This window comes from Achromobacter sp. FW305-C-13 (assembly GCF_058783475.1).
The window spans coordinates 858,413-876,606 of the sequence record NZ_JBYSYN010000001.1 but is presented as its reverse complement, the minus strand read 5'-3'; the positions used below and the strand labels follow the sequence as shown (position 1 = coordinate 876,606).

The window sequence follows — 18,194 nt, the reverse complement described above, 5'->3', positions numbered from 1 at the left end:
GCCATCATGCGGAACCGTCTTGCGGAACCGCGGGGCGCGTTAACGCGCGGGCTGCGCGGCCGCCCCCACTTCCTTGCGCACCTTGGCCACATCCGACGCGCTGACTGCCGCGCCCTTGTTGCCCCAGCTGGACCGCACGAAGGTCACCACGTCGGCGACTTCCTTGTCGGTCATGCGCCAGTCGAAGCCAGGCATCGCGTAGGCCGTGGGCGCCGCCGTCGTGCCCGGCATCTGCGCGCCCTTGAGCACGATGTGGATCAGCGAGGCCGGATCGGCGGAATTCACCGTCGAGCTCAGCGCCAACTGCGGGAACGTTTCCGTATAACCCTTGCCGGTGCTGCGGTGGCAGGCGGCGCAGTTGTTCAGGAACGCCATCGCGCCATCGCTCTTATCCTTGCCGGTACGCAGCGCTTGCGCCACGGACTCGTCATAGGCCAACGGCTTGGTCGCGTCCTTGTTGACCGGCGGCAAGCTCTTCAGATACACCGCAATGGCGTTCAGATCGGCGTCGGACAAGTGCTGCGTGCTGTCCTCGACCACTTGCGCCATGCCGCCGAACGCAGCCGAATGGCCGTTGCGGCCAGACTTCAGGAAGACAGCAATGTCTTCCTTCGTCCAGTTGCCCAGGCCGTCGGTGGCGTCGCCGCGCAGGTTCTTGGCCAGCCAGCCTTCCACCACGCCGCCCGACAGGAAGGCCGAGCCGTCCGCGTCGCTCAGCGCCTTTTCCTGCAAGGCGAAACCGCGCGGCGTATGGCAGGTGCTGCAATGGCCCAGGCCTTCGACCAGGTACTGGCCACGCAGCAGCGCTTCGCGGTCAGCGCCCTTCAAGTCGCTCGCAGCGGGGCCGCTGACGACGTCCGGTGCGAACATCCAGCGCCACACGGTCAAGGGCCAGCGCATCGACATGGGCCACGAGATGTCCGTGTCCTTGTTTTCCTGCTTGACCGGTTCCACGCCATGCATGAAGTAGGCATACAGCGCCTTCACGTCATCGGGCGTGACCTTGGCGTACGCGGTGTACGGCATGGCCGGATACAGCGAATGCCCGTCGCGAGCCTTGCCGTGGCGCACGGCCTGGTCGAAGTCCTCGTAGGTGTAGTTGCCGATGCCCGTCTCTTTGTCGGGCGTGATGTTGGTCGAATAGATCGTGCCCAGCGGCGACTCGATGCCCAGTCCGCCGGCGAAGGGCTTGCCGCCCTTGGCCGTATGGCAGGCGATGCAGTCGCCGGCGCGCGACAGGTATTCACCCTGCTTGATCATCTGCGCATCCGCCGCGGCCGGCGTGCCGTCCGCCGCGAATGCGGCGCTGGCGACCAGGGCCGAGAAGGCCGCAACAATGGTTTGCTTCAACATTGTTCCGTCTCCTTAAGCCTGGACCAGCGGGCCGGGGTTCTTCAGATACTGGTCGCGGATCGCCTGCGCGGCCCAGAAGGCCAAGGCGCCCACCAGCCCGGTCGGGTTGTAGCCCATGTTCTGCGGGAACACGCAGGCGCCCATCACGAACACGTTCGGCACATCCCAGCTTTGCAGGTACTTGTTGACCACGCTTTCCTTGGGGTTCGAGCCCATGATCGCGCCGCCGGTGTTGTGCGTGCTTTGGTAGACGCGCGTGTCATAGCGCGCGCCCTTCTTGCGCACGGCCACGAAGTGCTTCTCCGGATTCATGGCCTTGGCCACGGTCTCCATGCGCTTGCCCATGTAGCCCAGCATGTCGAACTCGTTGTCATGCCAGTCGAACGTCATGCGCAGCAGCGGCTGGCCATAGGCGTCCTTGTACGTCGGATCCAGCGACAGATAGGCGTCGCGGTACGACATCACCGAACCGGAAATGCCGATGGTCATGAAGCGCTGGTACGCGTCCTGCACACCCGCTTTCCAGGCCGTGCCCCAGCTGGGGGTGCCCGGCGTCGTCGGCGTCTGCTTGATGGGACGGCCGCCGTAGCGCACGTGGCGGATGCTGGCGCCGCCCAGAAAGCCCAACGGGCCGTGGTCGAACTGGTCGCCGTTCAAGTCGTCCATGCCCACGCCGCCCGCGCCGGTGCCCACGAAGGGGTTCAGCTGGGTGCCCTTGGGCAGCAGCACGTTCACCGCGCCGTTCATCTGGTATGCGTAGTTCTTGCCGACCACGCCTTCATTGGTCTTCGGGTCATACGGCTTGCCGATACCGGAGAGCAGCAAGAGGCGCACGTTGTGCATCTGGTAGGCCGACAGGATCACCAGATCGGCAGGCTGGTCGATTTCCCGGCCCTGGGCGTCGATGTACGTCACGCCGATGGCCTTCTTGCCGGTGGAATCCAGATTGACCTTGATCACCTGCGAATGCGTGCGCAGCTCGAAATTCGGCTTCTTCAGCAGCACTGGCAGGATGGTCGTCTGCGGCGACGCCTTCGAGTACATGTAGCACCCGTAGTTTTCGCAGAAACCGCAGAAGTTACAGGGGCCCAGGCGCACGCCGTAGGGGTTGGTGTACGGGCCCGAGGCATTGGCGGCGGGCGCCGGATACGGATTGAACCCGACTTCGCGCGCGGCCTTCTCGAACAACTGCGCGCCATACGTGTTGGGCAGCGCGGGCAGCGGGAATTCCTTGCTGCGCTTGCCTTCCAGCGGGTTGCCGCCTTCCACGATCTTGCCGTTCAGGTTGCCGGCCTTGCCGGACGTGCCGCACACGTACTCGAATTTCGAGAAGTACGGTTCCAGTTCGTCGTACGTCACGCCGAAGTCCTGGATGGTCATGCCTTCCGGAATGAACTTCTTGCCGTAGCGCGTTTCGTAGCGCGTGCGCAGTTCCAGCTCTTCAGGCAGCGCGCGGTAGTGCATGCCGTTCCAGTGAAAGCCTGCGCCGCCCACGCCCGTTCCCAGCAGGAACGAGCCGTTCTGGCGGTACGGCACGGCCACGTCGTCCACGCCATGGCGGATCGTCACGGTTTCCTTGGACAGGTCCTGGAACAGCTTGCCGCGCACGGAATACGCCAGCTCGTCGATCACCTTCGGGTACTCGGCGTCCTTCGGCGTGTCCTGCATGCCGCCGCGCTCCAGCGCCAGCACGTGCAACCCGGCTTCGGTCAGTTCCTGACCCAGGATCGCACCGGTCCAGCCGAACCCGACCAGGACCGCATCCACTTTATCTTTCTTGATCGCCATGATTAACCCTTCTCCCCAGAGATAGACACGGGGCCATAGGGGTACTTCACATTGGGCTGGTCAACCCAGTCCATATAGTCGGCGCGCGCGCCGGGAAAGCCCACCATCTTCCAACCCACCATGTTCTTGTTGCCGCCGTAGATCGGATCGGCAAAGAACCCTTCCTTCGTGTTGGACAAGAGGAAGCTGAAGAACGTCCTGGCAGGCACCGTCTCGAGCTCGATCTTGCCGCCCTGCAGATCCTTCAGGATCTGTTCCTGCAGCGGCTTGTCCAGCTCGGCATACACCTTGCCGTGCGTCTTCACGCACCAGGCGTTGCAGGCTTCGATGCCGTGGCGGTAGACCTCGCGGGGAGTCTGGTTCAGCTGGTAACCCAGTTCCGGCACCTGGTCGGGATGGAACGGGCCTTGCATGTACCAAAGCTTGCCGTGGCCAAAGGGCGTTTCCATCTGGCGGTCGATGAACTCAGGCACGCCGGCGGCAATGGCGCCCGGACCGTACTCGTCGGCGGGGATCAGGTGATCCACGGCGGCCACGATGAAGGTCCATTCAGGCGGGGTGAAATAGGTGGGTGCGTAGGGCTTGGCGGCCTGGGCGGCCTTGCCTTCGTCGGCGCTGGTACAGGCCGTGGTCAAGGCCCCTACCGCCATCGTCGACGCTGGCACGATGGCCAACGCTTGCAGAAACCGCCGGCGCGGCTTTGCATCTTCTGTCATAGACATCTCCGTGAATACTCCAAGTTGTCCTAGCGCGCTACCGAACATGAAACCTGGAAACACGAACTGCCGAGCTAGTGACAACACGCTCTTTGCTTACAGAAAATCGAACCTGCTCTTGAAAAGGGACATAAGAGAAGGTGGTCGCATTATGCGCCTTTTCGACCATCTGATCTGCTCAAGTGACCGTATCAGTTCGATTTTCTTGACATGGGATTGTCTTTTGCTTTAAGGACAATGTAAGAAGCCCGCAAAAGCGGGCTTTTCTGACAAGCGGGTTAACGGATTCTGTATATTTCGCGGCAAGGAACAGCAACGGATCCCTCCCATGAACGACAAGACGAAGACCTGGCGCAGTTCGACGACCACGCGCAGCTGGAGTTCCACCTCGGACCTCACGCCCGAGCAGCGCGTCCACATCGAAGACCTGCTGGACAGCAAGATGGACGGCGTCAGCGTCACTCAGGAATGGAGCTACGCAGGCCTGGAAAACGGGGAATCGTTCAACGTCCTGATCAAGGACGGCGCGGTCACGGTGAACGGCCGCAAGTACGACAGCCTGGATGAGGTTCCGCGCGCCGAACGCGAACGCATCGAGGCGTTGCGCAGCGGCAAAGACCTGGGCGGCCTGTGGGACATGCTGAAAAACGCGGGCATCGACGTGCAGGACTTCGCGGGCGATGCGGCGGACGGCAAGCGCAAGCCTGCGTTCACCATCGAAACCGATAGCCCAGATCAGGTCGACGCCCCCTCGGCGCGCCCTGCTCCCGCCGCCGGCGCGTCGCACCCCTCGCGCGTCAATGCGGATCCGTCGTTGTCGCCCGGCGCGGTCCCCTCGGGTGGCGGACTGCGGCGCATGCTGCTGATCGGCATCGCGATCGGCCTGGCGCTATGGGTGGCGCAAGCGCTGAACCTCTTCTGATGGGGCGGACCGCGGCCTCAGGTCGTGGTCTGAACGTGCAGCCGGCTCGATTTGCAGCGGTGCAACGCGCGGTAGTATTCCAGCGGCCGGCCATTCGAACCGTAAGCAATGGACTCGATGCGCAGCAACGGTTCGGCGCTGGCCATGCCCAACAATTCACACGTGTGCGCGTCGGGCGCCACCGCATCGATCCAGCGCTCCGCCCGCACGATGCGCAACCCGTACTGGCGGCGCAGCACGTCATACAGCGAACGGTTTTCCAGGCGCGTGCGGTGCAGGCCGGGCGCCAGATCTGCCGGCACGGCAGTCTCCACCAGTAACTGCAGTTCGCCGTCCACGCTGCGCAAGCGCTTTAGCGCCACCACCATGTCCGCTTCATTCAGCGCGAGCGACGTCGCTTCCTGCGCAGTCGGCGCGCGCAGCTCCTGCACCAGCACCTGGGTGCGGACGGTGCGACCCTTGCGGGCCATTTCATCTGAAAAGCCCAGCACCGTCGATACGAAGTCCTCGTCGCGTTCGCGCGCCGACACAAAAGCGCCCTGCCCGCGGATCTTGTAGATCAGGCCATTGCGCACCAGATCCGCCAACGCCTCCCGCACCACAATGCGTGAAATGCCGTACTGTTCGCCGAACTCGGCCTCGGTGGGCAGCTTGGCCCCCACCGTCAGTTCGCCTTGAAGGATCTTGCCGCGCACCACGTCGCGAAACTGCGCCCAAAGCGGGGCGCCGGCGCTGCGGTCCAGTACGTCTTGGGTCGGGATGGGGCTGCTCATGTCGTGATAAGGCTAAGGCTTGAATCAATATCTACAAAATGCCGATCGCGCAGAATGGCGGCGCACGCCAGCCACTCGTCGCGCCGGCGCGTGTCCGTCCAACCCTGCGCCTCTGCGGCCAGATCCGCCAATTCGGCCAGCAAGCCGTCGGTGACGCGGCCGCATATCGCCAGCAAGGTCCGGCGGATCACCAGATCGGCCAGATGCTGCACGCCGGTCTGGCGGCACAGCATGCGGATCTCGGCTTCGGAATAGTCCGGCGCATGGCGCAGCGGAACGTCCCCTGCGGCCGCGAAGGCCTGCGCCAGGCCGTCGGCACGCGAACCGTAGCGGCTGACCAGCCCGTCGATCCGTTCGCGCGAAAGGCCTGAGCCAGCCCGGATCGTATCGACCAGTTGTTCCCTGGCCGGGCCGTCCGCGGGCATGTCCGCACCACCGCCGATAGCCAGCGCCTCGGTCAAGCGCAGACGGGGCCGGTCCAGCAGCGTCAGCACCTGGTTCGCGGCCAATTCCGCCAGGGATCGGAACGTGGTCCATTTGCCACCCACCAGGCACACCAGCGGAACCTCGCGCACGGCGTTCGGCGGATCGACCACCACCGCGTGGTCGCGCGATATCTGGCCGGGCTTGTCCGCATCCGAATACGCCAGCGGGCGCACGCCGACGTAAGTGTAGACGACGTCGCCGCGCGCAAAACGCAGCCGCGGGAAGACCTCGCCCAGCACGTCCAGCAGGTAATCGATCTCGGCGGATTCGGTAGCCGCCTGGTCGGGATCATCAACCGGAATGTCGGTGGACCCGACCAGCACGCGATCCATAAAGGGATAAACGATGCAGACCCGTCCGTCCGACGCTTCGAAATACACCATGCGCCCGTCCAATGCCGCGCGCAACGCGGGATGGTCCAGGATCAAGTGCGAGCCCTTCGTGCCCATGACGCGTGAACCCGCCCCTTCCAGCACGCCGGCGGACCGGTCCAGCCACGCGCCCGTGGCATTGACCACGGTGTCCGCGGTGACCTCGACGGTTTCCCCGGTGATCTCGTCGCGCAGGCTAAGGGTCCTGCCCCGGCACGCCGTCACATTGCAATAGTTGGCCGCCAGCGACGCGGGCTGGTCGGCATGCGCGTCGGCCATCAGTTCCTGGATCAACCATTCGGGATGGCTGATCCAGGCATCGAAATACGTGGCCGTCCAGCCCACCGACTCCCGGAACAGGATGTTGTCGGCGGCCGAGGCCCTGGCGATGCGGTGTTCCGGCATCACGCGCTGGCGCCGTCCCAAGCGGTCATACAGGCGCAGGCCCAGCGCCACCACGAATACGCCGCGCGCCCCGGGCGATGCCTTGAATCCGGCAAAGCGCAGCACGCTGCCCAGCAGGCCGCCGAAACGGCTGGACAAGGGCACCACCGTTTCCAGCGGACGCACCAGATGCGGCGCGTTGCGCAGCAGGCGATTGCGTTCGCGGGTGGCTTCCGCCACCAGCGCGAATGCGCCGCTTTCCAGGTAACGCAAGCCGCCATGGATCATCCGAGACGGCGCACTGCTGGCGCCGGCCGCAAAGTCGCCCTTGTCGACGATCAGGCAGTCCACGCCCTGCAACGACAAATCGCGGAACACGCCCACGCCATTGATGCCGGCGCCCACGATCACCGTAGAGAAATGCCGGCCCGCCAACGCGGCCGGACGCGCATAGGGCAAGGTTGGCGTCGTCATGGCGCACGCCCCGCCAATTGCGCGAAGGCGGGCGCCATATTGCCGATCAGCGCTTCAAATTCCGAATGGAACTCGGCATGCGCTTGCGCCGTCGTCGCATCCGGCGCTTCGGTCACGCAACGCACGGGCAAGGCCTCGTCCGCGCTTGCGCCTTGGGACAACGCCGCATAGCCGGCCGCGCCGCGCGCCCCGGTCTCGTCATCGCCACAGCGCTCAACAGGATGGCCCAGGAAATCGGCCAGCAAGCGCACCAGCCGTGGATCGCGCGCGCCGCCACCCAAGGCAGCCACCCGGCCCGGCACGCCCAGGCCATGCGCGGCCAGGCGCTTCAAGTGCCAGGCATGCAACGCCGCCACGCCGTCGATGACCGCGCGCGCCATGTGCGCACGCCCGTGATGCCCCTTCAAGCCCACGAAGCCCGCCGTTGCGCCCGCCGCCACCCCGCCCCCGTTGATGAAAGGCAGAAAGCGCAAGCCCTCCGCGCCCAGCGGCACCGACATCGCGCAGTCCACCGCCGCGGCCGCATCGTCGAACTGCAGCGCGCGCGCCAGCCACGCCACATTCGCCATGGACGAAGGGCTGTTCTCCAGATATAGCCGCGAGGCCGGCGGCCCATGGCGCACGATCGCGCCGACCTCCGGCTTGGGTTCGCGCGCATCGGCCACAACGGCGTTCACGCACCAGGTGCCGAACACCGCCACCGCATAGCCGCTTTTGACGGCGCCCACCGCCGACAGGGACGCCAGCAGATCGATCGCGCCCATGACGACCGGCAGGCCGGCAGGCAGCCCGCAGGCGGCCGCGCGCGCCGGCAGCAGGCGCCCGATCACCGTGCCCGTGGGCACGATCGGTGGCAGTGCGCGCGGCATCAGGTCCGCCAGGCCGGCCGCCTCGAAGGCCAACGCAGACCACACGCCGGTGTCCAGATTCAGCAGGCCCGCGGTGCTGACGTCACTGGCGTCGGTGGCGATTTCTCCGCTAAGCAGGAACCCCAGATAGTCCTTGGCGAACAGCAGGCGGCGAATCGCCCGATGCCCACCGCCTTGCGCATCGAATAATTCCGCGGCAACCAGGCTGGGCTGGCCCGACCACGGCCGGCAGCCCACTTCCTGATACAGGGCGTCCCCGTGCCGCTGCGCCAGATTCCGCGCCAGCCCGGCAGCCCGCTGGTCGGTCGATGCCACGGCGCGCCCGGCCAACAGATCGCCCCGCTCGTCCAGCGCGTACAGCCCCGCGCCATGGCCGGTGCAGCACAGCGCCTGCACCTGAGCCACACGCGGCCCCAGTTGCGCGGCCACTCCGCGCAGGGCCTGCATCAGCGCCGCGTCGATGGCGTCCGCACGTAATTCGCAGCCGCCACCAGGCAGATGCCTATAGGGCAGCCCGCCGCCCGAGGCGGCCAGCGTGGCTCCCGTCCCAGCCTCGAAGGCAACTGCCTTCAGGCCCGTGGACCCCATGTCGATACCCAGGAATATGTCGGCTTTCATGTTATGACATTGTCTACAGATATTTTCGGCAGGATAGCAGTGTTTCCCCTAGTAAAAGAAATAATTTCGCTGCCATATAGTTCATTCGATGTCATAACAACGAGTTGAGCCAATCAGGCCCACCACCGGGTATCCACGCCAGCAGGCAATGGATCAATGCGAGGAAAAGGAGCGCAACATGAGAAGAGATTTCTTGAAGACCGTAGCCGCTGCGGGCGCCAGCCTGGCAGGAGCCAATGCCTTTGCACAAAGCGCGCCCGCCGCGCCGGGTACGGGCTTGAAGGGAGCCGCCAGCGACGTCTATGTCATGAACGTCATGGTGTCCGGGGTGGAATACTGGTTCCCGGTCTATGAAATGATGAAGCAGCTGGGCCACACGCTAGGCGTCAAGACGCGGTACTCGGGCACGCCCGAGTACGACGTCAACAAGCAACTGGCCTCCTTCGAGCAGGAGCTGGCCCGCAAGCCCGCCGGCATCCTGCTGCACCCGATGAACCCGGATCCGTTCATCGAGCCCATCAACCGCGCCGCGGCGATGGGCATCCCCGTCGTCACCTTCGCGGCCGACTCCCCCAACTCCAAGCGCGTGTCGTTCGTCACGTCCGACAACGAACGCGAAGGCGCCCAGGCCGCCGACGCGATCGCCGCGGCCCTGAACGGCAAAGGCGACTACGCCGTGCTGGAGAACCCCGGCCAGGACAACCACGACCGCCGCATCGCCGCCTTCATCAACCGCATGAAGACAAAGCACCCCGGCATGAAACTCGTGGGCCGCGCCGCCAGCAACCAGGACCCCAACAAGGCCTACCAGGCCACCTTGAGCCTGGCGCAGGCAAATCCCGGCCTGGCCGCGCTGTTCATGCCCGAAGCCAATTCCGCGCTGGGCGCGGCGCAAGCCAGCATCGAAACCAAGAAGAACATCAAGGTGCTGTGCTGCGACGTGAACGCCAAGATCCTGGACATGATCAAGTCGGGCGAGGTCTATGGCTCGGTCAACCCGAACCAGGGCGTGCAAGGCTACATGGGCATGATGCTGCTGTTCCTGGCGCGCAACCAGCAACTGATCGACCCGATGAACGACGCCAAGCGCAACGGCACCAACCCGATGGCCGTGCCCTTCCTGGACAACGGCCTGTCCATCGTCAGCAAGGCCAACGCCGACGACTTCTACTGGGACAAGTACCTGGCGCGCCGCGGCACCAAGGGCATCAACGAATGACCGCGCAACCGCCCCTGCTGGAACTGCACGGCATCGCCAAGCGTTTCGGGGCGTCGCGCGCGCTGGCCGGCGTGCATTTCTCGCTGCAACGGGGCGAAATCCACGCCCTGTGCGGCGAGAACGGCGCCGGCAAGTCGACGTTGATGAAAATCATCGACGGCATCCACGCGCCTGACGAGGGCGACATCCGGCTGAACGGCGAGCGCGTGGTCATCGACGGGCCGGCCCACGCCATGCGGCTGGGCATCGGCCTGGTCCACCAGGAAATCGCGCTGTGCGGCGACGCCACGGTAGCCGAGAACATCTTCATGCCCGAGATCACCACCCGGCCGCGCGCCTGGATGGACTTCGCCAGCCTGAATGCGCGCGCCGCCCAGGTGCTGGCAAGGCTGGGGCAGCAGATCGACCCTGGCCTGCGCGTGGACGACCTGGGCATCTCCAGCCAGCAACTGGTCGAAATCGCCAAAGCGCTGACCCTGGACTGCAAAGTCCTGATCCTGGACGAACCCACGGCGGCGCTGACCGAAGTGGAATCCGCCGCCCTCTTCCGCGTGCTGCACGATCTGAAAGCGCAGGGCATCGGCATCATCTATATCAGCCACCGCATGGCCGAGATCTTCCAGCACTGCGACCGCGTCACCGTCCTGCGCGACGGCCGCGACGTACTCTGCGCCCCGCTGTCGGGCCTGACGCCGGATGCGCTGGTGCGCAGCATGGTCGGGCGGGAACTGGGCTGCTACTACCCGCCCAAACTGGCGGCAGGCGGTAACGCCGCCCCCTTGCTTGAAGTCGACGGCATCGCCGACGACGTCAGCGTGCACGGCATCTCGTTCACGCTCAATCGCGGCGAGATCCTGGGCATCTCGGGCCTGATGGGCGCCGGGCGCAGCGAACTGGCCGAGACCCTGTGCGGCCTGCGGCGCGCGCGGCGCGGCAGCGTGCGGTTGCGAGGCGAACCGCTGCGCATCCGCCGCTACGGCGACGCCCTGCGCCATGGCATCGCCTACCTCAGCGAAGACCGCAAGGCGGCGGGCCTGTTCCTGGAACTTCCCATTGAACAGAACATATCGTCGATGGCGCTGGCCCGCATCAGTTCGCGTTTCGGCCTGTTGCGGCGACGCGCGGAACGGCGCCTGGCCACGGAACTGGGCGCGCGGCTCAAGCTCAAGTCCGACGGCGTGGCCATCGACGCCGCCAGCCTGTCGGGCGGCAACCAGCAGAAGGTCGCGATCGCCAAATTGCTGGCCACCAACCCCGCCGTGCTGCTGATGGACGAACCCACGCGCGGCGTGGACGTAGGCGCCAAATCCGAGATCCATCACATCCTGCGCGACCTGGCCAGCCAGGGCGTGGGCGTGGTCGTGATCTCTTCCGAACTGCCCGAAATCATCGGGTTGTGCGACCGGGCGCTGGTGATCCGCGACGGCCGCCTGGCCGGCGAGCTGGCGGCCAGCGAAATGACTGAAGAAAGGCTGCTGAGACTAGCCTCGGGCCTCAGCGCCCAGGAGACGATCTGATGTCCGAACTCAAACCCTCCCCCGCGGCCGACGCCGTTCTGCTGCATGACGCCGGACTGACGCCCGCGCGCCCCGCCACCGGGGTCCCGTTGCGGCACCGGCTGGCAAGCATGCGCGAAGCCGGCCTGTTATTGATCATTGCGCTCCTTGCCATCGGCATGAGCTTCGCGTCGCCGCATTTCCTGACCTGGGAAAACATACGCGCGATGCTGTTGTCGTTTTCCATCGAAGGCATCGTCGTGGTCGGCATGACCCTGCTGGTGATCGTGGGCGGCATCGACCTGTCGGTAGGCTCCGTCGTCTGCATGGCCATGGTGATCACCGGCAAGCTGTTCCTGATGGGCGTGGACCCATGGACCGCCAGCCTGGCCGCCATCGCGGCAAGCGGTGTCGTGGGCGCGCTGATCGGCCTGTGCGTGACCCGCATCGGGCTCAGCCATTTCATCGCGTCCCTGGCCTTCATGGTGATCGTACGCGGCTTGTCGCTGGCCATCACGCAGGGCACGCCGCAGTCGCTGTTCTCGCTACCGGCGCAGTTCAAGTTCATCGGCCAGGGCGTCATCGGGGGCATCCCCGCTGTCATCCTGATCTTCGCCGCCATCGTCATCGTCAGCGACTTCGCCTTGCGCCGGGCGGCGCTGCTGCGCAAGGTGTTCTACACCGGCAGCAATGAAAAAGCCGCCCTGTATTCCGGCATCCGCACGGGCCGCGTGAAGTTCTGGGTCACCGTGCTGTGCTCGACACTCGCGGGGCTGGCGGGCGTGGTCTACACCGCACGCTTCGGCGCCGCCACGCCCACCTTCGGCCTGGGAATGGAACTGAACGTGATCGCTGCCGTGGTGATCGGCGGCGCCAGCCTGAAAGGCGGCTCCGGCACGGTCCTGGGCGCCGTGCTGGGTCTTGCCCTGCTCTCGGTCGTCACCAGTTCCCTGATCCTGCTGGATGTCTCACCGTACTGGCAAGACGTCGTCAAGGGCCTGATCCTGCTGGCCGCCGTCACCGTCGACCATCTTATGAACGTCAAGAAAGGACACCGATGAACATCACAACACTGGGCGCGTCCGGCATCGAATGCGAAACCGTCGGCCTGGGCACCTGGGCCATGGGCGGCTGGATGTGGGGCGGCGGCGATGACGCCGCAGCCATCGACGCCATCCGCGCATCCGTGGACGCCGGCGTCCGCCTGATCGATACCGCGCCCGCCTATGGCCTGGGGCATGCCGAACGCCTGGTCGGCACCGCCCTGAAAGGACGCCGGCACGACGCCGTCATCGCCACCAAATGCGGGCTGGTCTGGCACACGCAACAGGGCGCGCACTTCTTCGACGAAGACGGCAAACCCGTGCACCGCTATCTGGGCCGCGCCTCCATCTTCCATGAAGTGGAACAAAGCCTGGCCCGCCTGCAAACGGATTACATCGACCTCTACATCACGCACTGGCAGGACAGCACCACGCCGGTCGCCGAAACCATGGGCGCGCTGCTTGACCTGAAGCGCCAGGGCAAGATCCGCGCCATCGGGATCAGCAACGCCACGCCCGAGACGCTGGCCGAATACCTGGAGCAGGGCCCCGTGGACGCCATCCAGGAACGCTACAGCCTGATCGACCGCGACATCGAATCCACGCTGCTGCCCCCATGCCGGCACCACGGCGTGGCCTCGCTGGGCTATTCGTCGCTGGCGCTGGGCCTGCTGGCCGGCCCGATCGACCCCGACCGGCAATTCACGGGCGACGATCAGCGCGCCGGCAACCCGCGCTTTTCCGCCGCCAACCGCCAGCGACTCAAAGCCTTCTTCGAGGCATTGGCGCCCTTGCAGCAACGCCTGGATTGCTCGTACGCGCAGTTGATGATCGCCTGGACCACCCGCAACGGCGGCGTCAGCACCGCCCTGTGCGGCGCGCGCACGCCCGCGCAGGCGATCCAGAACGCCGGCGCGGCCGACCTCAAGCTGGATACGGCCGCCCTCGCCGCCATCGACGCGGCCGCCGCCCGCCATCTTGCCACCCTCGACTGACGGACAAGGAACCTTCAATGACGCACAACAAAGAAGCGCGCCTGAATCGCCTGCTGACCGCCGGGCGTTGCCTGGATATCGCCGTCGACCACGGCGTCTGCAACGAACCCGGATTCCTGGACGGCCTGGAAGACATGCCCGCCGTCATCGACCAGTTGGCCGCGGCGCGCCCCGACGCCATCCAGCTCAACTACGGCCAGGCCGGCCTGCTGCAGCAGCGCCCGGGGCGTGAAAAGCCCGCGCTGGTGATGCGCCTGGACATGGGCAACCCCTACAACGCCACCACGCACCGCGTGATGTGGGCCGTGCTCCAGAACACCCAAGACCCGGTGCTGCCCGCCGTACAGATGGACGCGGCCTGCGCCGTCGTCAACCTGTTCATGCTGCCCGACGAACCCGACCTGTTCCGCCAATGCGTCTCGAACATCGCGCGCGTCAGGGCCGACTGCGACCGCTACGGCATGCCGCTGATGATCGAACCGCTGGTCATGGCCCCCCACTCTGCCCGCGGCGGCTACATGGTGGACGGCGACGCCGAAAAGATCGTGACGCTGGTGCGCCTGGCTCGCGAAATGGGCGCCGACATCATCAAGGCCGATCCCACCACCGAAACCCGCGATTTCCACCGCGTGGTGCAGGCGGCCCGATGCCCCGTTCTGGTGCGAGGCGGCGGCCGTGAAGACCTGCAACGCGTATTCGGCCGCTCATGGGAACTGCTGGACCAGGGCGCGGTGGGCCTGGTGTACGGACGCAACGTCTACCAGCACGCTAATCCAGCGGCGGTGGTGCGGGCATTGATGGCGATGATCCATCAGGGCGCCAGCGCGCGGGACGCGTGGCAACAGTACGAAAGCGATTCCGGGCGCGGCTAGCGCCAAGTGTGGCCAAGTCTGATTATCATGTCGAAGCTCGCTCTGAAGCCGCCTAGAGAATTGGCAAGCCAATGGAATCGCTCAATACAACGGACTGCAACCGGATCGCCCTGCCCGCCAAGTGGCGCGACGGCTTCGCTCATGCCTCCATCGAACAACAGTCCATTGGCGAGTCGCGCGCGGACGTGTTCCGCGTGCGGCGTCCCGGCCAGCCAGACCTATTTCTGAAATCAGAATCTGCCAGCTCCGTGAACGAGTTGCCCGACGAGATCAATCGCCTTCGCTGGTTGATGCAGGTCGGCCAACCGGCCCCGCACGTGCTGGATACCGTAACCGAAGGCGCGCGCCACTGGCTTCTCATGACGGCGCTTCGCGGCCAGGACTTGGCCAGCGCGGCTCTGCCGCCCGCAAAAGTCATTGGCGTGCTAGCCACGGCATTACGCGACTTGCACCGCCTGCCTGTCGCTGCCTGCCCCTTTGACCACCGGCTGGAAACGCGCCTTGCGCGGGCGCGGCTTCATGTCGACGCCGGCCTCGTCGACGAGGCCGACTTCGACGACGAACGGCTGGGACGATCGACCAGCCAGGTGTTCGCCGAGCTGCTGTCAAACCGACCCGCCCAGCATGACTTCGTGGTGACGCACGGCGATGCCTGCCTTCCCAACTTCATGGTCGACGGTAACCGTTTCACCGGTTTCATCGACTGCGGCCGATTGGGCATCGCAGACCGCTTTCAAGACCTTGCCCTGGCGGCGCGCAGCATTGCCCGCAATGTCGGTGAGGAATGGGTCGCGCCCTTCTTCCGCAAGTATGGCGTCGCGCCCGACGCGCAGCGCATCAAGTTCTACTGCCTGCTGGACGAATTCTTCTAACGCTAGGGCTGTACACCCTCGGCGCCGGCCAGATCTATCGACGTGGCCATCCCATTGCCCAGCACATGACGGATCAACTCGGCATCCGTTGTCACGCCAAGCTTGCGCATCGCGCTTCGCTTCTGGGTACTGATCGTCTGCACGCTACGGTGCACCATTCCGGCGATACCCGTAATGGTCCCTCCCGCGCAGAATAAACGAACGACTTCCGCTTCGCGCGGCGTCAATCGCCCCTCTTCTCCCATCTGCATATTATTCAGCAACAACTCCTTTATTACCGGTGAATAATATTTCTGCCCAGCACACACAGCTCGCACGGCATTAACCAAATGACTGGGGGAATCGCATTTACTGACGATTCCCGTGACATTCTGCCGCACCATCGCCCACATCAATATCGGGCTATCGAACATCGTGTAAATGACTGTGCGCAGCGTCGGATAACGCCGTGCCAGATAAGCGATAAGCGCCAAGCCGTCTCCGTACTTCCCGCCCGGCATCGAAAAATCAGAAATCAGCACGTGGCACGGACTTTCATCAAGCAAGCTCATCAGGCCAGTCGAATCCGTGGCTTGTCCCACCACCACCAAGCCTGTCTTGTCGCTCAAGACGGACGCCACGCCCAGCGACACCGCCGGATGATCATCGACAAGCGCTACATATATCTCCGTTTTAAATGCCAACGCCGCTCTTCCTATCAAGAGAGAAAAAAACTACTTCGAATTTATTGTAGACGAGCCCCCCTCTTCAAGGCAGCTTTCGCGTGTCGACAATATCATCGGTACAAATGAAAAATAAGACAAATTCCGCGTCCAAATCCACATCAACTGACAACAATTGAACATCACGCAACAAGAATCCGATTAATTAAATCGCTTTTATCAACTCTGCCTAAGCAGCCACGAATTAATCGAACAAAATTTCGAAGTATTCCCAAATCAATTTCGTACCAATCCTGATTCCCTTAGTCCTACAAAAACCTATATTTATCCCTTGGCGACCGACTCGCGATAGACCCGCCGCCCACCGAATAATTAGAGCGGCGCGGCGTCCACTGCCCAAGCAGGCATCGCACCCCTGCATACACATATTCGCGATCGGCTCACGGCAACGATAGAACTACGGATAGGCCGCTGACATCAGCGGATAGAACTAAATAATGTTTCATGATGCATTGGCGATAGTGCGCCGAAAGATATTTCCTGGGCGCTCGAATTTCACTCCGCCATGTTTTTCTACCCCCGGATTGCGTTGGCGCTTAACAGTTGGCTTGTTGCTGAGTCTTCCTCCGCTAGCAGCCCCTGCCCAAGTTCCGGACGCCGGCCGGGCCCTCAGAGAGCTGGAATCGACACTACCCGCATTTGCGCCTCCCGCCGCGCAACCAAGCCTGGATGTCGCCGCGCCCTCGTCCCAACCTTCGACCACAGGCCAATCAGAAGGCCCCGGCGTTCTGATCAGCGGGTTCCAACTGCGCGGCAATCAAGTCTTCGAAGACGCCGAATTGCTGCTACTACTGGCGGATCTGTCAGGCACTGAGCAAAGCCTTGACGGCCTGCGCGCCGCCACCGACCGTATCACCGAGTTTTATCAAGGCCGCGGCTATCTGCTTGCCCGCGCCTACCTGCCCCCGCAAGAGATCGTCGAGGGCGTCGTGCAGATCGCCATCCAAGAAGGCGTCTACGACAGCGTGACCCTGAACAACCAGAGCCGAGTCAGCGACGCGGTTCTGCAACGGGCGTTTTCTCCATTGCGCCAAGGCGACACGGTGCACTTGGATACTCTGGATAACCGGCTGATGCTCGTCAACGACATGCCCGGCATCCAGGTCCAGGGCACGCTACGCCCGGGCAAGACGCCCGGCTCGACCGATTTGTTCGTCGATGCCGAACCTGGCCCATTGACGGCAGGCAGCCTCGATGTCGACAACTTCGGCGGCTATTACACCGGTGAATTCCGCATGGCTGGCACGTTGGACGTGAACAGCCCGCTACGCCTGGGCGACCAGTTGAATCTGCGTCTGCTGACCAGCGACAAGAAGCAGCGCTACTACCGCGCGGCTTACCAGGTACCGGTCGGCCCACACCTGACACGATTGGGCGTAAGCGCCTCCAACATGCGCTATCGCTTAGGCCGCGACTTCGACCTGCTGGATGCGCACGGCAAGGCCTCCATCGTCTCCCTGTTCGTGCAACAACCGCTTTTGCGCAGCCGCCATCAAACACTGCAGGCCCAACTCCAGTATGACGACAAGAGCATGCGCGACGCGATGGATCTATTTGAAGTCGTCAACCGCAAGCATGTCGGGCTATGGACGGCGTCGCTGAACGGCAGCCGCGATGACGGCCTGATGGGCGGCGGCCGCACGGCGATGTACCTGTCCTACGGCATCGGTTCGCTACAGCTTCGCGACGCCGGCAGCCGCCAGGGGGATCGTCTGTACAGCCGCTCGGCCGGCAGATTCGGTAAGGCCAACATCACCCTTCTGCGCCTGCAGAACCTACCCGGTCCATTCATGCTATCCGCCCAATTGAACGCCCAACTGGCGTCAAAGAACCTGGACAGTTCAGAAAAATTCAGCCTGGGCGGCCCCTTTGGCGTACGCGCCTTTCCCAACGGCGCCGCCAGCGGGGACGAAGGCTGGCAAGGCAGTCTGGACTTGCGCTATCTGCCCATGCCGGGCTTGCAGCTGGGTGTCTTCCTCGACAAAGGCGCCGTGCGTCTGAACAAACGCCCCTGGGCCAGCGGCCGCAATAGCCAACAGTTGTCCGCCATGGGGGTGAGCCTGATCCAAAGCGGCCAGCAACACCAGATCACGCTGACGGCCGCATGGCCGCTGGAACAGAACAACTATCAACAAGAAGGCCCCAAGCGCGAACCGCGCTTGTGGTTCCAGGCCACCCGGCTCTTTTGAGCTGGGCGGCGCACAAGTTTTTCAACCCCGCG

At 64.3% G+C, this 18,194-nt stretch carries 15 protein-coding genes; 8 read left to right on the top strand and 7 right to left on the bottom strand.

Translation table 11 applies throughout. The annotated features are described in order from the left end of the window. Positions 1-39: 39 nt before the first annotated feature. Genes AC3WMU_RS03880 through AC3WMU_RS03870 form a run of 3 tightly spaced genes read right to left on the bottom strand, consistent with a single transcriptional unit; the run spans position 40 to position 3,857 of the window. On the bottom strand, positions 40-1,353 hold the full coding sequence (locus AC3WMU_RS03880) for a c-type cytochrome (RefSeq protein ID WP_424624684.1): 1,314 nt from the start codon (positions 1,351-1,353) through the stop codon (positions 40-42). 12 nt (positions 1,354-1,365) lie between these two features. Then, entirely contained in the window at positions 1,366-3,141 is a 1,776-nt protein-coding gene (locus AC3WMU_RS03875; RefSeq protein ID WP_006224279.1) for a GMC family oxidoreductase, read from the bottom strand. 2 nt (positions 3,142-3,143) lie between these two features. After that, positions 3,144-3,857, bottom strand: coding sequence for a gluconate 2-dehydrogenase subunit 3 family protein (locus AC3WMU_RS03870; protein ID WP_280025974.1), 714 nt, complete (start codon positions 3,855-3,857; stop codon positions 3,144-3,146). A 328-nt stretch (positions 3,858-4,185) separates the two neighbouring features. On the opposite strand from AC3WMU_RS03870, the gene AC3WMU_RS03865 reads away from it, so the two are divergent. Beyond that, complete coding sequence (locus AC3WMU_RS03865) at positions 4,186-4,779, top strand: hypothetical protein (RefSeq protein WP_006224277.1); 594 nt, start codon at positions 4,186-4,188, stop codon at positions 4,777-4,779. A gap of 17 nt (positions 4,780-4,796) precedes the next feature. On the opposite strand, the gene AC3WMU_RS03860 is transcribed toward AC3WMU_RS03865, so the two are convergent. Genes AC3WMU_RS03860 through AC3WMU_RS03850 form a run of 3 tightly spaced genes read right to left on the bottom strand, consistent with a single transcriptional unit; the run spans position 4,797 to position 8,754 of the window. After that, on the bottom strand, positions 4,797-5,552 hold the full coding sequence (locus AC3WMU_RS03860; protein ID WP_006224276.1) for a GntR family transcriptional regulator: 756 nt from the start codon (positions 5,550-5,552) through the stop codon (positions 4,797-4,799). Further along, positions 5,549-7,267 carry a glycerol-3-phosphate dehydrogenase/oxidase gene (locus AC3WMU_RS03855; protein WP_424624685.1) on the bottom strand — a complete coding sequence of 573 codons (1,719 nt, stop codon included), beginning with the start codon at positions 7,265-7,267 and terminating at the stop codon, positions 5,549-5,551. Before AC3WMU_RS03855 ends, AC3WMU_RS03860 begins: the two co-directional genes overlap by 4 nt. Further along, positions 7,264-8,754 (bottom strand): FGGY family carbohydrate kinase, encoded by a 1,491-nt coding sequence (locus AC3WMU_RS03850; RefSeq protein WP_424624686.1) that lies wholly within the window; start codon positions 8,752-8,754, stop codon positions 7,264-7,266. Before AC3WMU_RS03850 ends, AC3WMU_RS03855 begins: the two co-directional genes overlap by 4 nt. Before the next feature lie 178 nt (positions 8,755-8,932). Between AC3WMU_RS03850 and AC3WMU_RS03845 the strand changes: the two genes are divergently transcribed. The 6 genes from AC3WMU_RS03845 to AC3WMU_RS03820 all read left to right on the top strand — a co-directional run bounded on the left by AC3WMU_RS03845 (position 8,933) and on the right by AC3WMU_RS03820 (position 15,251). Next, the gene (locus AC3WMU_RS03845; protein ID WP_035212942.1) at positions 8,933-9,973 is read left to right on the top strand and encodes a substrate-binding domain-containing protein; all 1,041 of its coding nucleotides are present in this window, start codon (positions 8,933-8,935) and stop codon (positions 9,971-9,973) included. Then, on the top strand, positions 9,970-11,490 hold the full coding sequence (locus AC3WMU_RS03840; protein ID WP_006224272.1) for a sugar ABC transporter ATP-binding protein: 1,521 nt from the start codon (positions 9,970-9,972) through the stop codon (positions 11,488-11,490). Before AC3WMU_RS03845 ends, AC3WMU_RS03840 begins: the two co-directional genes overlap by 4 nt. Next, positions 11,490-12,530 carry an ABC transporter permease gene (locus AC3WMU_RS03835; protein WP_280025968.1) on the top strand — a complete coding sequence of 347 codons (1,041 nt, stop codon included), beginning with the start codon at positions 11,490-11,492 and terminating at the stop codon, positions 12,528-12,530. Before AC3WMU_RS03840 ends, AC3WMU_RS03835 begins: the two co-directional genes overlap by 1 nt. Beyond that, positions 12,527-13,507, top strand: a complete 981-nt coding sequence (locus tag AC3WMU_RS03830; protein WP_492281862.1) for an aldo/keto reductase — start codon at positions 12,527-12,529, stop codon at positions 13,505-13,507. The genes AC3WMU_RS03835 and AC3WMU_RS03830 overlap by 4 nt, the downstream gene beginning before the upstream one ends. 17 nt (positions 13,508-13,524) lie before the next feature. Further along, on the top strand, positions 13,525-14,379 hold the full coding sequence (locus AC3WMU_RS03825) for a class I fructose-bisphosphate aldolase (RefSeq protein ID WP_492281861.1): 855 nt from the start codon (positions 13,525-13,527) through the stop codon (positions 14,377-14,379). 71 nt (positions 14,380-14,450) lie between these two features. Next, positions 14,451-15,251 carry an APH(3')-II family aminoglycoside O-phosphotransferase gene (locus tag AC3WMU_RS03820; protein WP_492281860.1) on the top strand — a complete coding sequence of 267 codons (801 nt, stop codon included), beginning with the start codon at positions 14,451-14,453 and terminating at the stop codon, positions 15,249-15,251. 2 nt (positions 15,252-15,253) lie between these two features. Here AC3WMU_RS03820 and AC3WMU_RS03815 read toward each other — a convergent pair whose 3' ends face one another. Then, positions 15,254-15,934, bottom strand: coding sequence for a response regulator (locus AC3WMU_RS03815; RefSeq protein ID WP_006224267.1), 681 nt, complete (start codon positions 15,932-15,934; stop codon positions 15,254-15,256). A gap of 500 nt (positions 15,935-16,434) precedes the next feature. Between AC3WMU_RS03815 and AC3WMU_RS03810 the strand changes: the two genes are divergently transcribed. Next, positions 16,435-18,162, top strand: a complete 1,728-nt coding sequence (locus tag AC3WMU_RS03810; RefSeq protein ID WP_424922721.1) for a ShlB/FhaC/HecB family hemolysin secretion/activation protein — start codon at positions 16,435-16,437, stop codon at positions 18,160-18,162. Positions 18,163-18,194 lie beyond the last annotated feature (32 nt).